The organism is Leifsonia poae, from assembly GCF_050632865.1.
Classification (GTDB): Bacteria; Actinomycetota; Actinomycetes; order Actinomycetales; family Microbacteriaceae; genus Leifsonia; species Leifsonia poae_B.
In genome coordinates this window covers 99,313-113,780 of sequence record NZ_JBODSA010000001.1, presented here as the reverse complement: position 1 = coordinate 113,780, position 14,468 = coordinate 99,313, and the positions used below count along the sequence as shown (strand labels likewise).

11 protein-coding genes, 1 tRNA gene and 1 pseudogene are annotated in these 14,468 nt (G+C 70.5%); all 13 read right to left on the bottom strand.

Features of this window, described 5'->3' with window-relative positions; translation table 11 throughout:
• Positions 1-19: 19 nt before the first annotated feature.
• Positions 20-96: transfer RNA gene (locus ACRAWB_RS00545), tRNA-Pro, on the bottom strand.
• Between the two features lie 89 nt (positions 97-185).
• The gene (gene msuE / locus ACRAWB_RS00540; RefSeq protein WP_431351579.1) at positions 186-779 is read right to left on the bottom strand and encodes an FMN reductase; all 594 of its coding nucleotides are present in this window, start codon (positions 777-779) and stop codon (positions 186-188) included.
• 85 nt (positions 780-864) lie between these two features.
• On the bottom strand, positions 865-1,878 hold the full coding sequence (locus ACRAWB_RS00535; protein WP_431351578.1) for an LLM class flavin-dependent oxidoreductase: 1,014 nt from the start codon (positions 1,876-1,878) through the stop codon (positions 865-867).
• A gap of 88 nt (positions 1,879-1,966) precedes the next feature.
• On the bottom strand, positions 1,967-2,533 hold the full coding sequence (locus tag ACRAWB_RS00530; RefSeq protein WP_431351577.1) for a hypothetical protein: 567 nt from the start codon (positions 2,531-2,533) through the stop codon (positions 1,967-1,969).
• Positions 2,534-2,586: 53 nt separating this feature from the next.
• A complete protein-coding gene (locus ACRAWB_RS00525; RefSeq protein ID WP_431351576.1) occupies positions 2,587-4,464 on the bottom strand; it encodes a DUF4012 domain-containing protein in 1,878 nt (625 codons plus the stop codon).
• A gap of 61 nt (positions 4,465-4,525) precedes the next feature.
• Positions 4,526-5,833, bottom strand: coding sequence for a UDP-glucose dehydrogenase family protein (locus ACRAWB_RS00520; protein ID WP_431351575.1), 1,308 nt, complete (start codon positions 5,831-5,833; stop codon positions 4,526-4,528).
• Positions 5,834-5,879: 46 nt separating this feature from the next.
• Positions 5,880-6,554 (bottom strand): thymidine kinase, encoded by a 675-nt coding sequence (locus tag ACRAWB_RS00515; protein WP_431351574.1) that lies wholly within the window; start codon positions 6,552-6,554, stop codon positions 5,880-5,882.
• A gap of 46 nt (positions 6,555-6,600) precedes the next feature.
• On the bottom strand, positions 6,601-7,299 hold the full coding sequence (locus ACRAWB_RS00510) for a response regulator transcription factor (RefSeq protein WP_431351573.1): 699 nt from the start codon (positions 7,297-7,299) through the stop codon (positions 6,601-6,603).
• Positions 7,296-8,540, bottom strand: coding sequence for a hypothetical protein (locus ACRAWB_RS00505; RefSeq protein WP_431351572.1), 1,245 nt, complete (start codon positions 8,538-8,540; stop codon positions 7,296-7,298). The genes ACRAWB_RS00510 and ACRAWB_RS00505 overlap by 4 nt, the downstream gene beginning before the upstream one ends.
• Positions 8,537-9,784, bottom strand: a complete 1,248-nt coding sequence (locus tag ACRAWB_RS00500) for a sensor histidine kinase (protein WP_431351571.1) — start codon at positions 9,782-9,784, stop codon at positions 8,537-8,539. Before ACRAWB_RS00500 ends, ACRAWB_RS00505 begins: the two co-directional genes overlap by 4 nt.
• Before the next feature lie 162 nt (positions 9,785-9,946).
• A pseudogene (locus ACRAWB_RS00495) lies at positions 9,947-11,094 on the bottom strand (Rv2578c family radical SAM protein).
• Between the two features lie 27 nt (positions 11,095-11,121).
• The gene (locus tag ACRAWB_RS00490; protein WP_431351570.1) at positions 11,122-12,735 is read right to left on the bottom strand and encodes an ABC-F family ATP-binding cassette domain-containing protein; all 1,614 of its coding nucleotides are present in this window, start codon (positions 12,733-12,735) and stop codon (positions 11,122-11,124) included.
• A gap of 216 nt (positions 12,736-12,951) precedes the next feature.
• The gene (locus tag ACRAWB_RS00485; RefSeq protein ID WP_431351569.1) at positions 12,952-14,427 is read right to left on the bottom strand and encodes a malate:quinone oxidoreductase; all 1,476 of its coding nucleotides are present in this window, start codon (positions 14,425-14,427) and stop codon (positions 12,952-12,954) included.
• Positions 14,428-14,468: the final 41 nt, after the last annotated feature.

The following is a 14,468-nucleotide window of genomic DNA, read 5'->3' as shown; positions in this document are numbered from 1 at the left end:
ACTGACCGGGTCTTCGTTTTGGTCGGGGTGACAGGATTTGAACCTGCGGCCTCTTCGTCCCGAACGAAGCGCGCTACCAAGCTGCGCCACACCCCGAAGGCCTCATCTAGGATACACGAGCGCGCGGGTGCTCATGACCACGGGCGGGACGATCAGAGCGCGGTGCGATCAGAACGCGCAGCGGATCAGAACGCATCCGGCCGCGCGAACTCCCGCTCCGCGATGGTCGCCTGCGGGTCGATGTTCGCCCGGATGAGCGGCAGCGTCCGTGAGACCGCCGTGTCGATGCGTTCGCGCAGGTCCTCCGAGCGGATCTCGTAGTCGGCGAAGTCGCTCTCGCTCGCGTAGATGCCGAGCGGCACCGTGAGCGACTGGAAGAAGCCGAACAGCGGGCGCATCTGGTGCTCCACGAGGAGCGCGTGCCGGTCGCTTCCGCCGGTCGCCGTCAGCACGACCGGCTTGTCGATGAGCGCGTACTGGCCGATGTGGTCGAAGAACAGCTTGAAGAGCCCCGTGTACGTGGCCCGGTAGGCGGGCGAGCCCACGACGAGGATGTCCGCGTTCTCTACGGCCTCCAGCGCCTCCGTCACGATGGGGCTGAGGCTGTTGCGGAACGGGCCCGCGCCGAGCTCGGGCAGGAGCGGCGCGAGCTGGATGGTGCGGTGCACGCCGCCCGACGCCTCCGCGTATGCGCGGGCGACCTCGTCCACCAGCACGGTGGTTCGGGACGGGTGGGTGGGGCTTCCGCTCACTCCGACCACGGTCAGTGGATGCGACATGGGTACCGCCTTCGCGTTGGTTCCGGGATGTGCGCCCACGGTACCCGGGCGTGACGGCGACCGCACGGGTCGCCGTCACGGTCCGTCATGCGGCGGGGTACAGTTCCCGGACGATCTCGAGCGAGCGGATGCGGCCCTCGACGCTGGCGGCGCCCGAGGAGATCATCAGCTCGTCGGCCTGGGTGGAGGCCAGCAGCGCATCCAGCCGGGCCTTCACCTCGTCGGGTGTGCCGATCGCCTGGCGGGCGTTGCGGGAGGCGATGAACTCCTCCTCGAGCGGGGTGAACTCGTACGCCAGCGCCTCCTCGATGCTCACCGGCTCGGGCTTGAGCCCCCGCCGCATCCGCAGGAACGAGAGCTGGCCGGGCAGCGACTGCGCCCGCACGATCTCCGGGTCCTCGTCGGAGACCACGTTCACGGCGATCATGGTGTGCGGCTTGCTCAGGATGTCGCTCGGCTCGAACTTGGACCGGTACAGGTCGAGTGCGGCTTCGGTGTTCTCGCCCGCGAAGTGGTGGGCGAAGGCGAACGGCAGGCCGAGGGCCGCCGCCACCTGGGCGCTGTAGCCGCTGGAGCCGAGGAGCCACACCTGCGGCGCGTCGCCGAGGCCGGGGACGGCGGTGATGCCGTGCAGCGGGTTGGCGTCGCTCATGCCGCCGTAGAAGAAGCCGAAGAGGTCGAGCAGCTGCTGCGGGAAGTCCTCGACCCCGAGGCCTTCGACGCTGCGGCGGAGGGCCATCGCGGTGGCGCCGTCGGTACCGGGAGCACGGCCGATCCCGAGGTCGATGCGGTCGCCGTAGAGGGCGCGGAGTGTGCCGAACTGCTCGGCGACCACGAGCGGCGCGTGGTTGGGCAGCATGACGCCGCCGCTGCCCACGCGGATGCGCTCTGTGGCGGCGGCGACGCCGGCGATGAGGACGGCGGGGGCACTGGACGCGATGGCCGGCATCCCGTGGTGCTCCGCGACCCAGAATCGGCCGTAGCCAAGCCGCTCCGCCTCCTGAGCGAGGCGGACGGTGCCGGCGACGGCGTCGGCGTTGGTGCCCCCGGCGGGGCGGCTGGCGAGGTCGAGGACGTTGACGGGGATGCTGGTACTCACCCCGTCTCCAACGCAGAACCCTTAACGGCGATTCCCGGCCGGACCTCGCTGGTCCGGCCGGGAATCGTCTCGGGTGGTGCGGGGGGTGTCAGGACGTGGTCTTGACCTTGCGCACCCAGGCCACGATCGCCAGGGCGATCAGGCCGAGGATGACGAGCGAGCCGCCCATCCAGGCCGCCCACGAGGCGACGACGGAACCGGTGTGGGCCAGTCCGTTGCTGCTACCCGGGTCGACGACCGTGCTGGCGCTGTCGGCAGGCAGGATGGTCAGGGTCGCGGGGCACTCGTGCCCGCTGGTCTGGCCGACGCCGACGAAGTTGTAGGTGCCCGTGGCCGAGGCCGGGACGGTCACCGTGAGCACGTCGCTGCCGTCCGCGTTGGAGTGCTTGACGAACTGGAGGCTGCTCTTGGCGGTGCTGAACGAGGCCAGCTTGAACGACGAGCCGGACTCCCCGGTCACCGTCCAGGTGATCGCCTCGCCGGGCGTCCACGTGCCCGGAACGCAGATGAGGGTGGCTGTGCCACCGGCGGTCGCCACGCTCGCGTCGAACGCGCACTCCGCACCTTTGGTGTAGTCGTCAGCGTTCGCGGCGGCGGGCGCAGCAAGCAGCAGCCCCGCGGTCACGGCGACTGCCGCCAGGATCTTTTTGAACATCGGCCCGCCTTTCAGTTGGGGCCCGGCTCACGCTCGGGTTAGTTGAGTAATACTCACTTTACGACGGCTGAGCACCGAACACCAATGGCCTGGACCGGGTTTCGTGCCCCCACATCGGGGGTGGTCCCATTGCCCGGCAGGGTGGGCGTCGTCACCACGGTGAGCTTCGGAGTGGTCTGGGCGGCGTTGAGGAACTGCACCGAGACGGTCTTCGACTCCCCGGGGGCGAGCTCCACCGTGAACAGGCTGACCGGCCGGCCGTCGTCGACACCGGCCACGGTGGGATAGTTGCCGCCGTCGCTCTGCGTCGCGGCGAGGAACCCTTCGCTCGGCCCGTACACGGCGACGCGCGTACGGATGTTGCCGGGCGTCACGCCGTACGTCCCGCCGCCCGTGACGTAGCGCGGGAGGGAGGTCCCCGCGTCCGCCGGCGCGCGGTTGGTGAGCGTCACGTTGACGACGGTCGTCGGCTTGCCGTCGGCGCGGCAGACGGCGGCGCCGGCGGCGACCGAGGTGCCGAGGTAGTAGTCCATCTTCGAGCCCGTCGCGTCGTTGTAGTAGACGCCGATGCCTGCGGTGGAGAGATCGGAGGTGGGAAGGCCGCCGGCCAGGGTCGTGCCGGCCAGCACCTTCTGCTCGTCGCCTGCGGCGCTCCAGATCAGCACGCGCCGGGAGTCGCCGGCGCCGACGAGCGCGCTCAGCAGCTTCTTGCCATCCACTCCCCCGGCCGAGAGCCGGGTGAACACCGCGCTCGCGGCCGACGCGAAGAACTGGTCCTGCTGCTCGGGCTTCTCGTAGCGGCGGTAGACATCGCTGAGGAGCAGCTTGACCGCGTTCTGCGAGGTGAGCTTGTCACCGGTGTCGAGCGTGATGGGGCCGGTCGCCTTGAGCAACCCGCTCAGCACCACGGGGTCCACGGCGATGACGCCGTCCACCGTGCCCCCGTGGGTGGTGGTCCACATCTTGGACGCGGTCGCGGCCGCGAGCGGGAAGTCGGGGGTGAGGTTCGCATCCTGCAGGAAGCGCCCGACGAGCGGCCCGTAGAGCCCCCGTGTGTTCAGGGGGACGTCCGCGACATCGGACGACCACGGCCCGATGGAGGTGCCCGCCTCCTGCTGCGTCAGCGTCACGGCGCCCTTCTCGGCATGCACCAGCGCTACGGCGCCGATGAGGCCGCCGGTGGAGCGCAGCTCGGCGGGATTCTGGGCCGCCAGGAGGTAATTGCGCGGCTCCGCGGCCCCGAGCATCCCGGGGAGGAGCTTGACGGCGTTGCCGAGCGCGTCGACCTCCGGCGTCGCCCGGTCGAGCACCTGGTGGAGTCGCTGGATGCCGTCGGCGACGGGGCTCAGGAGCGAGCCGGTGTCGATGCTGGCGACGCTGGCGCTGGCCTCGGTGTAGGCGGTCTGCGCCTTGGCGACCGCCGGCTGGGATTTGATGATGGGATCCAGGTTCATCCGCCCGTCGCGGATCGCCAGCGCCCGCAGGTCGATCGCAGAGCCTGCGGCGACGAGTGGTTGGATGACGCGCGAAGCGACGGTGTCGGAGGCGGCCGCCGCGGTGCGGACCGCGGTGAGGTTGGGGCCGATCCACGGCACCGCCTCCACGGTCACCCACACCGGGTCCGAGGTGAGCGCTGCGGCTTCGCCGGTCTTCTGCTGGAGCTCTTTCGCGGCGCGTCCTGCGCCGCCCAGGTCACCGCTCCCGATGGCCGCCTTGACGCGGTCGGCCGCGGGGACGGCGGCATTGAGCGACTGCTGCGCGAGGAAGCCGCGAACGGAGACCCAGATGATGGTGAAGAGCAGGAGGACGCCTATTGCGATGAGCACCCAGAAGACGACCGGATGCCGCAGCTGAGGAAGGCGCCGCGCGCTCGAGAGCACGGGGGCGGGGGGACGCGGCGGCGCGTCGCGGTCGGTCAGACTTGTCGCCATACGACAAATCTAACAAATCCTCACTTTTTTCGCGGCCCCCAATCGGGAGCGCCGCCCGCGATCAGCGGCCGAGCCCCCGATATGTCCAACCCGCCTCGCGCCAGACAGTGGGATCGAGCGCGTTGCGGCCGTCGATGACGGTCCGGCCGCTCACCGACTCGCCGAGCGCGGCGGGGTCCAGCCCGGTGAACTCGGGCCACTCGGTGATGAGGAGCACGATGTCCGCATCCCGGACCGCGTCCTCAGCGCTGTCGGCGAACCGCAGCTGCGGCGCCCGTCGTTTCGCATTCTCGACGGCCTGCGGATCGGTCGCCGTCACGATCGCACCGGCATCGGCCAGCCGCATGGCGATCTCGAGCGCCGGCGAGTCGCGGATGTCGTCGGAGTGCGGCTTGAAGGCCAGCCCGAGGACGCCGACGCGTACCCCGGCAAGGCCGCCGGCCTCCTCGCGGACCATCTCGACGACGCGCGTGCGTCGCCGGAGGTTGATCTTGTCGACCTCATCGAGGAACTGCACCGCCTCGCCGCGTCCGAGTTCACGCGCACGGGCGCTGAAGGCACGGATGTCCTTGGGGAGGCAGCCGCCGCCGAAGCCGACACCCGCGTTGAGGAAGCGTCGGCCGATGCGGGCGTCGTGGCCGATCGCGTCGGCGAGCTTGGTCACGTCCGCGCCGGTCACCTCCGCGATCTCGGCCATGGCGTTGATGAAGGAGATCTTCGTGGCGAGGAACGCGTTGGCCGACACCTTGACCAGCTCGGCGGTCGCGTAGTCGGTGACGATGACCGGGGTGCCTGTGGCGACGGCGGACGCGTACACCTCGTCCAGGAGGCGCGCGGCGCGTTCTCCGGCCTCGCCCTCGGGGACGCCGTAGACGAGGCGGTCTGGGCTGACGGTGTCCTTCACGGCGAAGCCCTCGCGCAGGAACTCGGGGTTCCAGGCGAGCGTCGCGCCCGGCTGGCGCTCGGCCACGAGGGCGGCCAGCCGTGCGGCCGTCCCGACCGGGACCGTGCTCTTGCCGACGATCAGGTCGCCGTCCTTGACGTGCTCCAGGAGCGACGAGAAGGCGGCGTCGACGAAGCGCATGTCGGCGGCATCCCCGTCGGCGACCTGCGGCGTGCCCACGGCGACGAAGTGCACGTCGGCGTCCGCCGCCGCGGCGAAGTCGGTGGTGAAGCGCAGCCGCCCGGACGCCCCGGCCGACTCCAGCACCTCGGGCAGCCCCGGCTCGAAGAACGGCGCGCGGCCGGCCGACAGGGAGTCGATCTTCGCCTCGTCCACGTCGATACCGACCACGTCGTGGCCCAGGTGCGCCATGGACGCGGCGTGCACCGCGCCGAGGTAGCCGCAGCCGATCACGGAAATTCTCATCTGTCCCATCTCTTTCGGGGAAAGGGGCTTCGGGTGACGGACCGGCTCAGGTGAAATCCGGGTCCGGCTCGTCGACGTACGCAGGCACCGCATCCACGGGCCAGTGCCGGCGGCCGTTGTTGAGGACGCCGCGGCTCTCCTGAAGATAACAGTTGCCGCACAAGGACTCGTAGGACACGGACGCTCCGTCGATCGCGACCTGGTCGCCGTCGAAGACGAAGACGCCGTCGATCTTGCGCGCGTTGAAGATCGCCTTGCGGCCGCAGCGGCAGATGGTCTTCAGCTCCTCCAGGCTGTGCGCGACCTCGAGCAGGCGGCGGCTGCCGGGGAACGCGACCGTCTGGAAGTCGGTGCGGATGCCGTAGGCCAGCACCGGGATGCCGTCGAGCAGCGCGATGCGCAGCAAGTCGTCGACCTGGGCCTCGGTGAGGAACTGCGCCTCGTCCACGAGCAGCGCGCTGACATCGGTGTCGAAGCGCTTGATCGTGCGCTCGCGGTGCCGCTGGAAGGAGCCGTAGGCGTCGGTCTCGGGGGTGATGAGGAAGTCGACCTCCCGCGTGACGCCGAGGCGCGACAGGATGCCGAGGTCGCCCTTCGTGTCGATGGACGGCTTGGCCAGCAGCACACGGTGGCCGCGCTCCTCGTAGTTGTAGGCGGCCTGGAGCATGGCCGTGCTCTTGCCGCTGTTCATCGCGCCGTAGCGGAAATACAGTTTTGCCACGCACCGATCCTATGGGTGACCGGCTGGAGAACCGGTCATACACCGGTCAGGTGAGGTAGCCGTCCTCCGCGGCGCGACGGATGAGGTCGGCGCGCGAGCTCGTCGGCCGGCCGGCCTTGCCGTACTTCTCACGCACCCGCCGCAGGTAGGTCTTCGCCGTCTCGTACTGCACGTTCATGGCGCGGGCGACCTCGGAGGTGGTGCGTCCGTCCGCGTAGAGCACCAGAGCCTGCCGCTCGCCGTCGCTCAGGCGCGGGCGGGCGGACTCCGGGATGAGCGGCTTCGGCCGCCACGCCGGCTGTTGCGTCGTCGCCGCGCGGCCGACTCCACGGCCGGCCGCCGAGAGCGCCGCGGCCAGCAGCTCGGTCATCGGCTGCGACTTCGTGACGTACGCGACCGCTCCCGCGGCGAGTGCCGCGTCCCGGTCCTCCGGGGTGTCGACGGCGCTCAGGACGACGACCTTGGCCCCCGCCGCGCGGCATGTGCGGACGCGCGCTCCGATCGAGACCGACTCCTTCAACTGCAGGTCCATGATCACGAGATCGGTGGGGAACGCGTCGCTGTGCACCAGCTCGAGCCAGCTGCTCGCGCGCACGACGAGGTCGAACTCGGGCGCGTTCTTCTCGATCCAGGTGGCCAGGCTGTCGAGCAGCAGCTCGTGGTCGTCGAGGATGGCGAGCCGGATGGGCGGCTCCACGTCGCGCGCGGCGCCGGTGGCATGGGGGTCGGGATGGAGATGTGTCATCGTCGTCTCCCATCAGAGTAAGGGAACCCGGCGGGCGAGGCGAAGCGGACCTTCAGCTCCGCGCCGCGGATCCTCATCGTCGCATCCATGGCGGTGGCGTTGAGTGCGCTGACGAACGGCAGGAGCTCGCGGCGCAGCTCGGCCCGCGGTTCGTCGACCTGCGCGCTCAGCAGGAAGGTCGACCGGTCGGGGGTGCTCGCCGAGATGCGCAAGCTGTCCGGGTCCAGGCCGGGGAGACCTGAGACCGTCGCGATCAGGGCACCGACGATGGCGCGCTGGTCGGAGGTGAGCACGCGCTCCAGCCGGTCCGGATCGTCGACGCGCTCGGCGGCCGTCGGGTGCCCGTCGCGTGCGCGGCCGCTCGCGGCGAGCCGCGGGCCGAGCGCGAGGCTGAGGGTGTCGGCCAGCCAGGTGCGGCCGACGGCGCGCACCGACATCCCGCGGATGTGGTCGGCGAGGACCCGGGCGCGCTCGACGTCGGCCGGGGCGATCTCCTTGCGACGGAGCAGGTCGGTGAGGAAGGGGACGGCCTCGGCGTTCAGGGCGGTCATGCGCTCCTGCGCGATCATCCGGTCGGCCGCCTGGCGGAGCTCGCCGTCGAGCCGGGCCTGCCCTTCGCGCGCCAGCTCGCGCCAGCGCAGCGTCTCCCCCGTCATGGTCCATGCGTAACCGGCACCGCCCGCCGCGAGGGCGAGGATGGGCGTCGCCGCGACCGTCGCATAGACGAGCGGCGAGTTGCTGATGACGAGCGAGTGCTGAGCAGCGGCCAGTCCGCCGAGGACGACCGCGGACACGACGGCCGAGCCCGCCACCTCTCCGATCGGCCGGTACAACGGCATCGCGACGAGCAGCAGGGCGACCGCGATCTGGCCCCAGTCGTCCTGGATGCGCTGGTTGTGGCCCCAGAGCGACGCCGTGGACAGGCAGGCCGCCGTCAGGACGACCGCGATGATCGAGAAGTGCGACCAGCGCCCGAACGGCGCGAAGCCGGGATGGGAGCGGATGGAGGCGACGATCACGGCGATCAGCAGCACGCCGATCGCGAGGATGTCCAGGCCCAGGTCTCGGAACTGCCCCGCGTGCCGGATGGACGAGAACACCGCGTACCCGACGGCGACGGCCCCGAGCAGCGGGATCAGCAGCCACGCGGACTGCGCGCCGAGCGGGTCGAGGCGCTGCGGGGTGCGCTCGACGGCGACCGATCGCGCGCCGACGATGCTGCGCGTGCTGAGAGCGGTCATGCGGTGCGGCCCCCGTCGAATCCCGACCCCGTCCCTGCTGCGGCCGGCACGGTGAGGATGACCGTCGTCCCGACATCGGGGGTCGAGTAGATGTCGACGCTGCCGCCGATCCGGGCGATGCGGTCCTCCACCGACTGCCGGAGACCGAGCCGGTCGGCCGCTGGGCCGCTGGCGGGGAAGCCGCTTCCTCCGTCCACCACCATGACCGAGACGGAGCCCGTCCCTGCGCTGAGCGCGACCTCGGCGCTCGGGCTGCCGGAGTGGCGGATGACGTTGACCAGGCACTGGCGCACGGCGAGGCCGACGGCGTGGCGGATGTGCTCGTCGAGTGCGACGAACGGCGCGCGCTCGCCCGAGATGTCGACGGTGAGGCCTTCGTCACGAGCGGCCTCGATCGCGCGGTGCAGTTCGCTGTCGTACCAGGGGTCGGGCAGCTCCGTCCCGTCGACCGTCTGCTGCGCGGCGGCGCTGCGGGGCTGCTGCTCGCCGCCGGCCATCGGACCGCTGAGCCCGCGAAGGTCGTCCTCGATCCGCCGGGCGAGCCTCGGGTCCAGCGGACCGGGAGTGGATGCGGCCACAGCCAACAGCTCGCTCAGCACGGTGTCGTGCACTTCGGCCGTGGCAGCCACCATGAGATCACGGCGGTGGTCGACGAGTCGGGCGTCGCGCACCGCCCGGTGCAGCGCGGACTGCGCGCCCGACCGCGTTCCCCGGGTGAGGCCGTCGAAGGCGAGGACGCCGACCAGGAGCAGATAGGCGCCCAGGGAGATGGCGTCGGGGACATAGGCGCGCCCGGTGGTGGCGGCGCCGAGGATCACCGCCGCCTCGGCGAGCGCAAAGCCCAGCGTCGCCCAGAGGATACCGGCGAGCGCCCCGGTGCCCGTGCCGCCCACCAGCGTCATGGCGACGACGGGGAGGGCGACGACGAAGAGGTTGGTATCGCGGTATGAGGGAGTGCCGGTGAACAGGGCGACCACGTAGAAGTAGGTGCACACCGTCCCGACCAAAAGGTAGGCGAGGGTGAGCGCTACCGTCCTGCCGCGGGCGAGCACGATGAGGAGGGCGACCATCGGCACGAGCACGGTCACGCTGATCCACGAGATCGCCGAGTCGGTGCCCGCCGTCGACATCGCGACGTTGACCCCCGCTGCGGCCAGGCACACCAGGCCGGCCCAGCGGGCGCCCGCCGCGAGGGCACGGGAGTTCGCGGGTCGCGCCAGATGGCTGGGCAGACCGAGCGACACCTTCGTCCCGTCCCTTCCGGGCCGAGCCGTTCTCGGTCCCTCCCGGATTATGGCACCACCTCGGACGGCTGTGTACCCCGGCTCGTACCCCGATTGGGGGTCGTGTGTACCCCGGGCGAACTCCGGGCAAGCTCCAGACGAGCCGCCCACCTGTCTCGGCGATCAGAACAGCGTCGGCTGCATCCCCAATCCCGTCAATGACGCGCTGACGACGGCCGCCGCGTCCGGCGCCTCCGTCTCCCCCGTCGCCCCCGCTGCTGCACGCACGGCCGAACCCACCGTGCGACGCTCCCCTTCGTCGTCGCGCAGCATCCCGAGCGCCGTCGACCGCACGCCACCGGTCAGCGGGTCTTCCTCTCCCCGCTGCAGACCGTGCGACCGGATGAGCGGCTTGATGCGTCCCGCCAGCCAGCGCCGGTACTCCTGGGGTGCGTACGTGCCGCGCCCGTACATCTGCCGGTAGCGCGGAAGCAGTTCGGGATGCTCCTGCCCGAGCCAGAGGTAGAACCACTCCTTGACCCCGGGCTTCAGGTGCAGCGCCGAGTAGAGCACGGATGTCGCTCCGGCCTCCTTAGCCTGCCGCAGCGCGTCGTCGAGATGGGCACGGGTGTCGGTGAGGTACGGGATGATCGGCATGAGGAACACCGAGCAGTCGAGTCCATGCTCCCGGACCGCCGTGACGGTCGCGAGCCGAGCCTTGGTCGTCGGCGTTCCCGGCTCGATCGACTGCTGCAGCTCGTCGTCATAGACGGCGATCGACATCGCGAGGTCGACCGGGACCCGCTTGGCGGCGTCGGCCAGCCGGTCGAGGTCGCGCCGCAACAGCGATCCCTTGGTCAGGATGCTGAACGGCGTCCCCGAGTCAGCCAGCGCGTCGATGATCCCGGGCATCAGCGAATAACGCCCCTCCGCCCGCTGGTACGGATCGGTGTTCGTGCCGAGCGCCACGGGATGATGCCCCCAGCTCGGCTTGGCGAGCTCTTTGCGCAGCACCTCGGCGACGTTGACCTTGACGATGATCTCGTTGTCGAAGTCTTTGCCCGAGTCGAGGTCGAGGTAGGTGTGCGTCGGCCGCGCGAAGCAGTAGACGCACGCATGGGAGCAGCCGCGATACGGGTTGATGGTCCATCCGAACGGCATCGGCCCTCCCCGCCCGGGATGCGGTTGAGCGCCGACTTCGCCAGCACCTCGTGGAACGTGATGCCGGCGAAGTCGGGCGTGCGCACCGAGCGCACGAGATTGTTCAGCCGGGCGAGCCCGGGCAGCGCCGACGGCTCATCGACCGACAGCTCCTGACCACTCCAACGCATGGTTCTATTCGAACATACGTTCGAAGGTTAAGCAAGGTTGACCGTCCTCCCTGTCCAGCCGGAGCGCAGCCACCGATCGTGGCTGGCTACCACGACCGCGCCGGGGTAGGCGCCCAGCGCCTCCTCCAACTCGGTGGCGAGCGCGAGCGACAGGTGGTTCGTCGGCTCGTCCAGCAGGAACAGGTGGGGCGGACGCGCCACGATGAGAGCGAGCGCGAGCCGGCGCTGCTGCCCGACGGACAGCGCACCGACAGGCCGGTCGAGGTCGCGCGGCGCGATCAGCCCGAGCGAGCTGAGCGGCACCGCCTCCGCCCGACGCTCTCCCACCACCGCTTCGTAGAGCCGCCGAGGCGACGTCGTCGGATCGGCGAACCGCACATCCTGCTCCAGGAGACCGACCCGGAGGCCCCGCCGCCGGGTGACGTCCCCGGCTGACGGCTCGAGCCGCCCCGCGAGGAGGGACAGCAGCGTCGATTTGCCGGCACCGTTCGCCCCGGTCACCAGGATGCGTGCATTCCCCGGAACGACGAACTCGTCGAGATGAAGGCGACCGGCGACGCGCACGTCGCGGACCTGAACGAGCACGCCTGCATCCTCGCCCAGCGCCTGGAACCCGGTCGGGATCCCCGCGAAGCTGAGCGGCGCCGGCGGCTTGCGCACCTGGGACTCCTGCAGCGTCTCCAGCCGCCCCTCCGCGTTGCGGATGCGGCGGCTGATCTGACGGTCGAGGGCGTTCCCCTTCACCGACTTGACGAACTTGTCGTTGTCACGGACCTTGCCCGACCAGGCGATGGAGCGTGCCGTCACATCGACCGCGTGCTTCAGCTCCTTGAGTTCGTGCTGCTCGTCCGAGAACTGCTTCTCCCAGCGCGCGCGCTCCGCCGCCTTCTCGGCGAGGTACGCGCTGTAGCCGCCGCCGAACACCGTCGTGCCGGAGCGCGACGGGTCCAAGTCGAGGAGGCTGGTCGCCACCGCATCCAGGAACGCACGGTCGTGGCTCGCGAACACGACAGGACCGTGCCATCCGCTGAGCTGCCGCTCGAGGAACGCCGCCGCCTCATCATCCAGGTGGTTGGTGGGCTCGTCGAGCAGCAGCACGTCGGGCCGGCCGAGCAGGAGCGCAGCGAGGGCGAACCGCGACCGCTGACCTCCGGACACCTCGCTCACGCGCCGGGCCAGCGGGATGTCGCCCACACCGAGCCCCGCCAGGAGTTCGTCGCGGCGGGCATCGACGCTCCAGACCTCCGCCCGCTCGGCAGCCGCGAGCGCGTCGTCGTACCGCGCCGAGGCCGCGGCGTCGTCGGAACCCAGAGCCTCAGCCGCGGCCTGCAGTTCGCGCTCGATGGCCCGCACATCGGCGAGGGCGTGCTCGATCAGGGCCGACAGCGTCTCGCCCGGCTGAAACCGCACCTCCTGCCACAGCAGAGCGGTGCGCGGTGGCCGGGAGATGACGCCGGAGTCCGGCGTCTCGTGCCCGGAGAGGACGCGGAGGAGCGTGGACTTGCCCGCGCCGTTCTCCCCGATCAGGCCCAGCCGCTGGCCGGGCGCGACCGTGAGGGAGACGTCGGTGAGGACGCGGCGATCGCCGTAGACGACCGAGACGCCGTCGGCGCGCAGGGGTGCGAGAGTGAGTGTTGGCATGGGGAACCGTCCTTCCGGGCGCTCCACAGGGAGCGGGTTCCCGCCGGGCGATCTCCGTCGTGAGCGGCGCCGGAGCGCCCAGGTGCCTGACCGGGCAGCGCATCGGCCGAAAGGGTCCTCACTCACATCGACGGCGCCTCAGGCGCGGGACGTCAGGAGGTTCTCACTTCATAGCGTGGACGACCATAACAGGTCGTCCACGCCGCTGTCCAGCCTCTACTGCTGCAGGTGCAGGGTCTCCGCCGTGGCCGCGAGCACGCGCTGCGCCTCCGCCGGCTTGTCGTTCAGCGTCGTTCCGACCGTCGGGATGAGTTCCTTGATCGTCGGCAGCCACTGGGCGAAGTGGTCCGGGAAGCAGTGCTTCAGCAGGTCGACCATGATCGGGACCGCGGTGGATGCGCCCGGGGACGCGCCGAGCAGGCCGGCGATCGAGCCGTCCTCTGCCGCGACGACCTCCGTGCCGAACTGGAGCACGCCGCCCTTCTTCGGGTCCTTCTTCATCACCTGGACGCGCTGGCCTGCCGTGATGAGCTCCCAGTCCTCCGACTTCGCGGTGGGCATGAACTCCTGCAGCGCCTTCATCTTCTTCGCACGGTTGGCGAGCAGTTCGCCGACCAGGTACTTGATGAGGTCAAAGTTGTCGCGCGCGACCGCGAGCATCGGGCCGAGGTTGCCGGCGCGGATGGAGCCGGGCAGGTCGAACCACGAGCCGGTCTTCAGGAACTTCGGGCTGAAGCCCGCGTACGGGCCGAACAGCAGCGACGCCTGGCCGTCGACCACGCGGGTGTCGAGGTGCGGGACCGACATCGGCGGGGCGCCGACGGCCGCCTTGCCGTACACCTTCGCCTGGTGCTGGGCGACGATCTTCGGGTCGGTGGTGCGCAGGAACTGGCCCGAGATCGGGAACCCGCCGAAGCCCTTGATCTCGGGGATGCCCGACTTCTGCAGCAGGTGCAGCGCGCCGCCGCCCGCGCCGACGAAGACGAAGCGCGCGTCGGTGATGTGCGTGGTGTGACCGACCTCGTGACGGACCTTCAGCCGCCAGAGCCCGTCCTTCGTGCGCTTGATGCTCCGGACGCTGTGGTTGAGCGCGAGGGTGGCGCCGTTCTCGACCAGGTTGTCGAACAGCGCGCGGGTGAGGGCGCCGAAATCGACGTCAGTGCCGGAGGTCTGCCGGGTCGCGGCGATGCGCTGCTTGGCGCTGCGCCTCTTGGTGAGCAGCGGCGTCCACTCGCCGATGACGGCGGGGTCTTCGGAGTACTCCATGCCGGCGAACAGCGGCTCGTCCTTGAGCGCTTCGTAACGCTTGCGGAGGTAGCGGACGTTGTCGCGCCCCTTCACGAACGTCATGTGCGGGGTGGAGTTGATGAACGTGTTCGGCTCGGGCAGGTCGCCCGCAGCGACGAGGCTCGCCCAGAACTGGCGGCTGAGCTGGAACTGCTCGTTGATGCTGATGGCCTTCGCCGGGTCGACCGTGCCGTCGGACGCCTCGGGCATGTAGTTCAGCTCGCAGAGGGCCGCGTGGCCGGTGCCGGCGTTGTTCCACGGGTTCGACGACTCCTGGGCCACTTCGCCCAGGCGCTCGTAGATCCGGATGCTCCAGTCGGGCTGCACGCGCTGGATCATGGCCCCCAGCGTGGCACTCATGATGCCGCCGCCGATGAGGACGACGTCGATGGGAGAATTGCTCACCCGACAATCCTATGCCGGGCACGGCCCACGCCCCGCCGTGA

Coding starts and splice junctions, on each gene's coding strand:
- msuE (WP_431351579.1), bottom strand. CDS start 779: ATGTCGCATCCACTGACCGTGGTCGGAGTGAGCGGAAGCCCCACCCAC.
- ACRAWB_RS00525 (WP_431351576.1), bottom strand. CDS start 4,464: ATGGCGACAAGTCTGACCGACCGCGACGCGCCGCCGCGTCCCCCCGCC.
- ACRAWB_RS00530 (WP_431351577.1), bottom strand. CDS start 2,533: ATGTTCAAAAAGATCCTGGCGGCAGTCGCCGTGACCGCGGGGCTGCTG.
- ACRAWB_RS00520 (WP_431351575.1), bottom strand. CDS start 5,833: ATGAGAATTTCCGTGATCGGCTGCGGCTACCTCGGCGCGGTGCACGCC.
- ACRAWB_RS00490 (WP_431351570.1), bottom strand. CDS start 12,735: ATGCCAACACTCACTCTCGCACCCCTGCGCGCCGACGGCGTCTCGGTC.
- ACRAWB_RS00505 (WP_431351572.1), bottom strand. CDS start 8,540: ATGACCGCTCTCAGCACGCGCAGCATCGTCGGCGCGCGATCGGTCGCC.
- ACRAWB_RS00510 (WP_431351573.1), bottom strand. CDS start 7,299: ATGACACATCTCCATCCCGACCCCCATGCCACCGGCGCCGCGCGCGAC.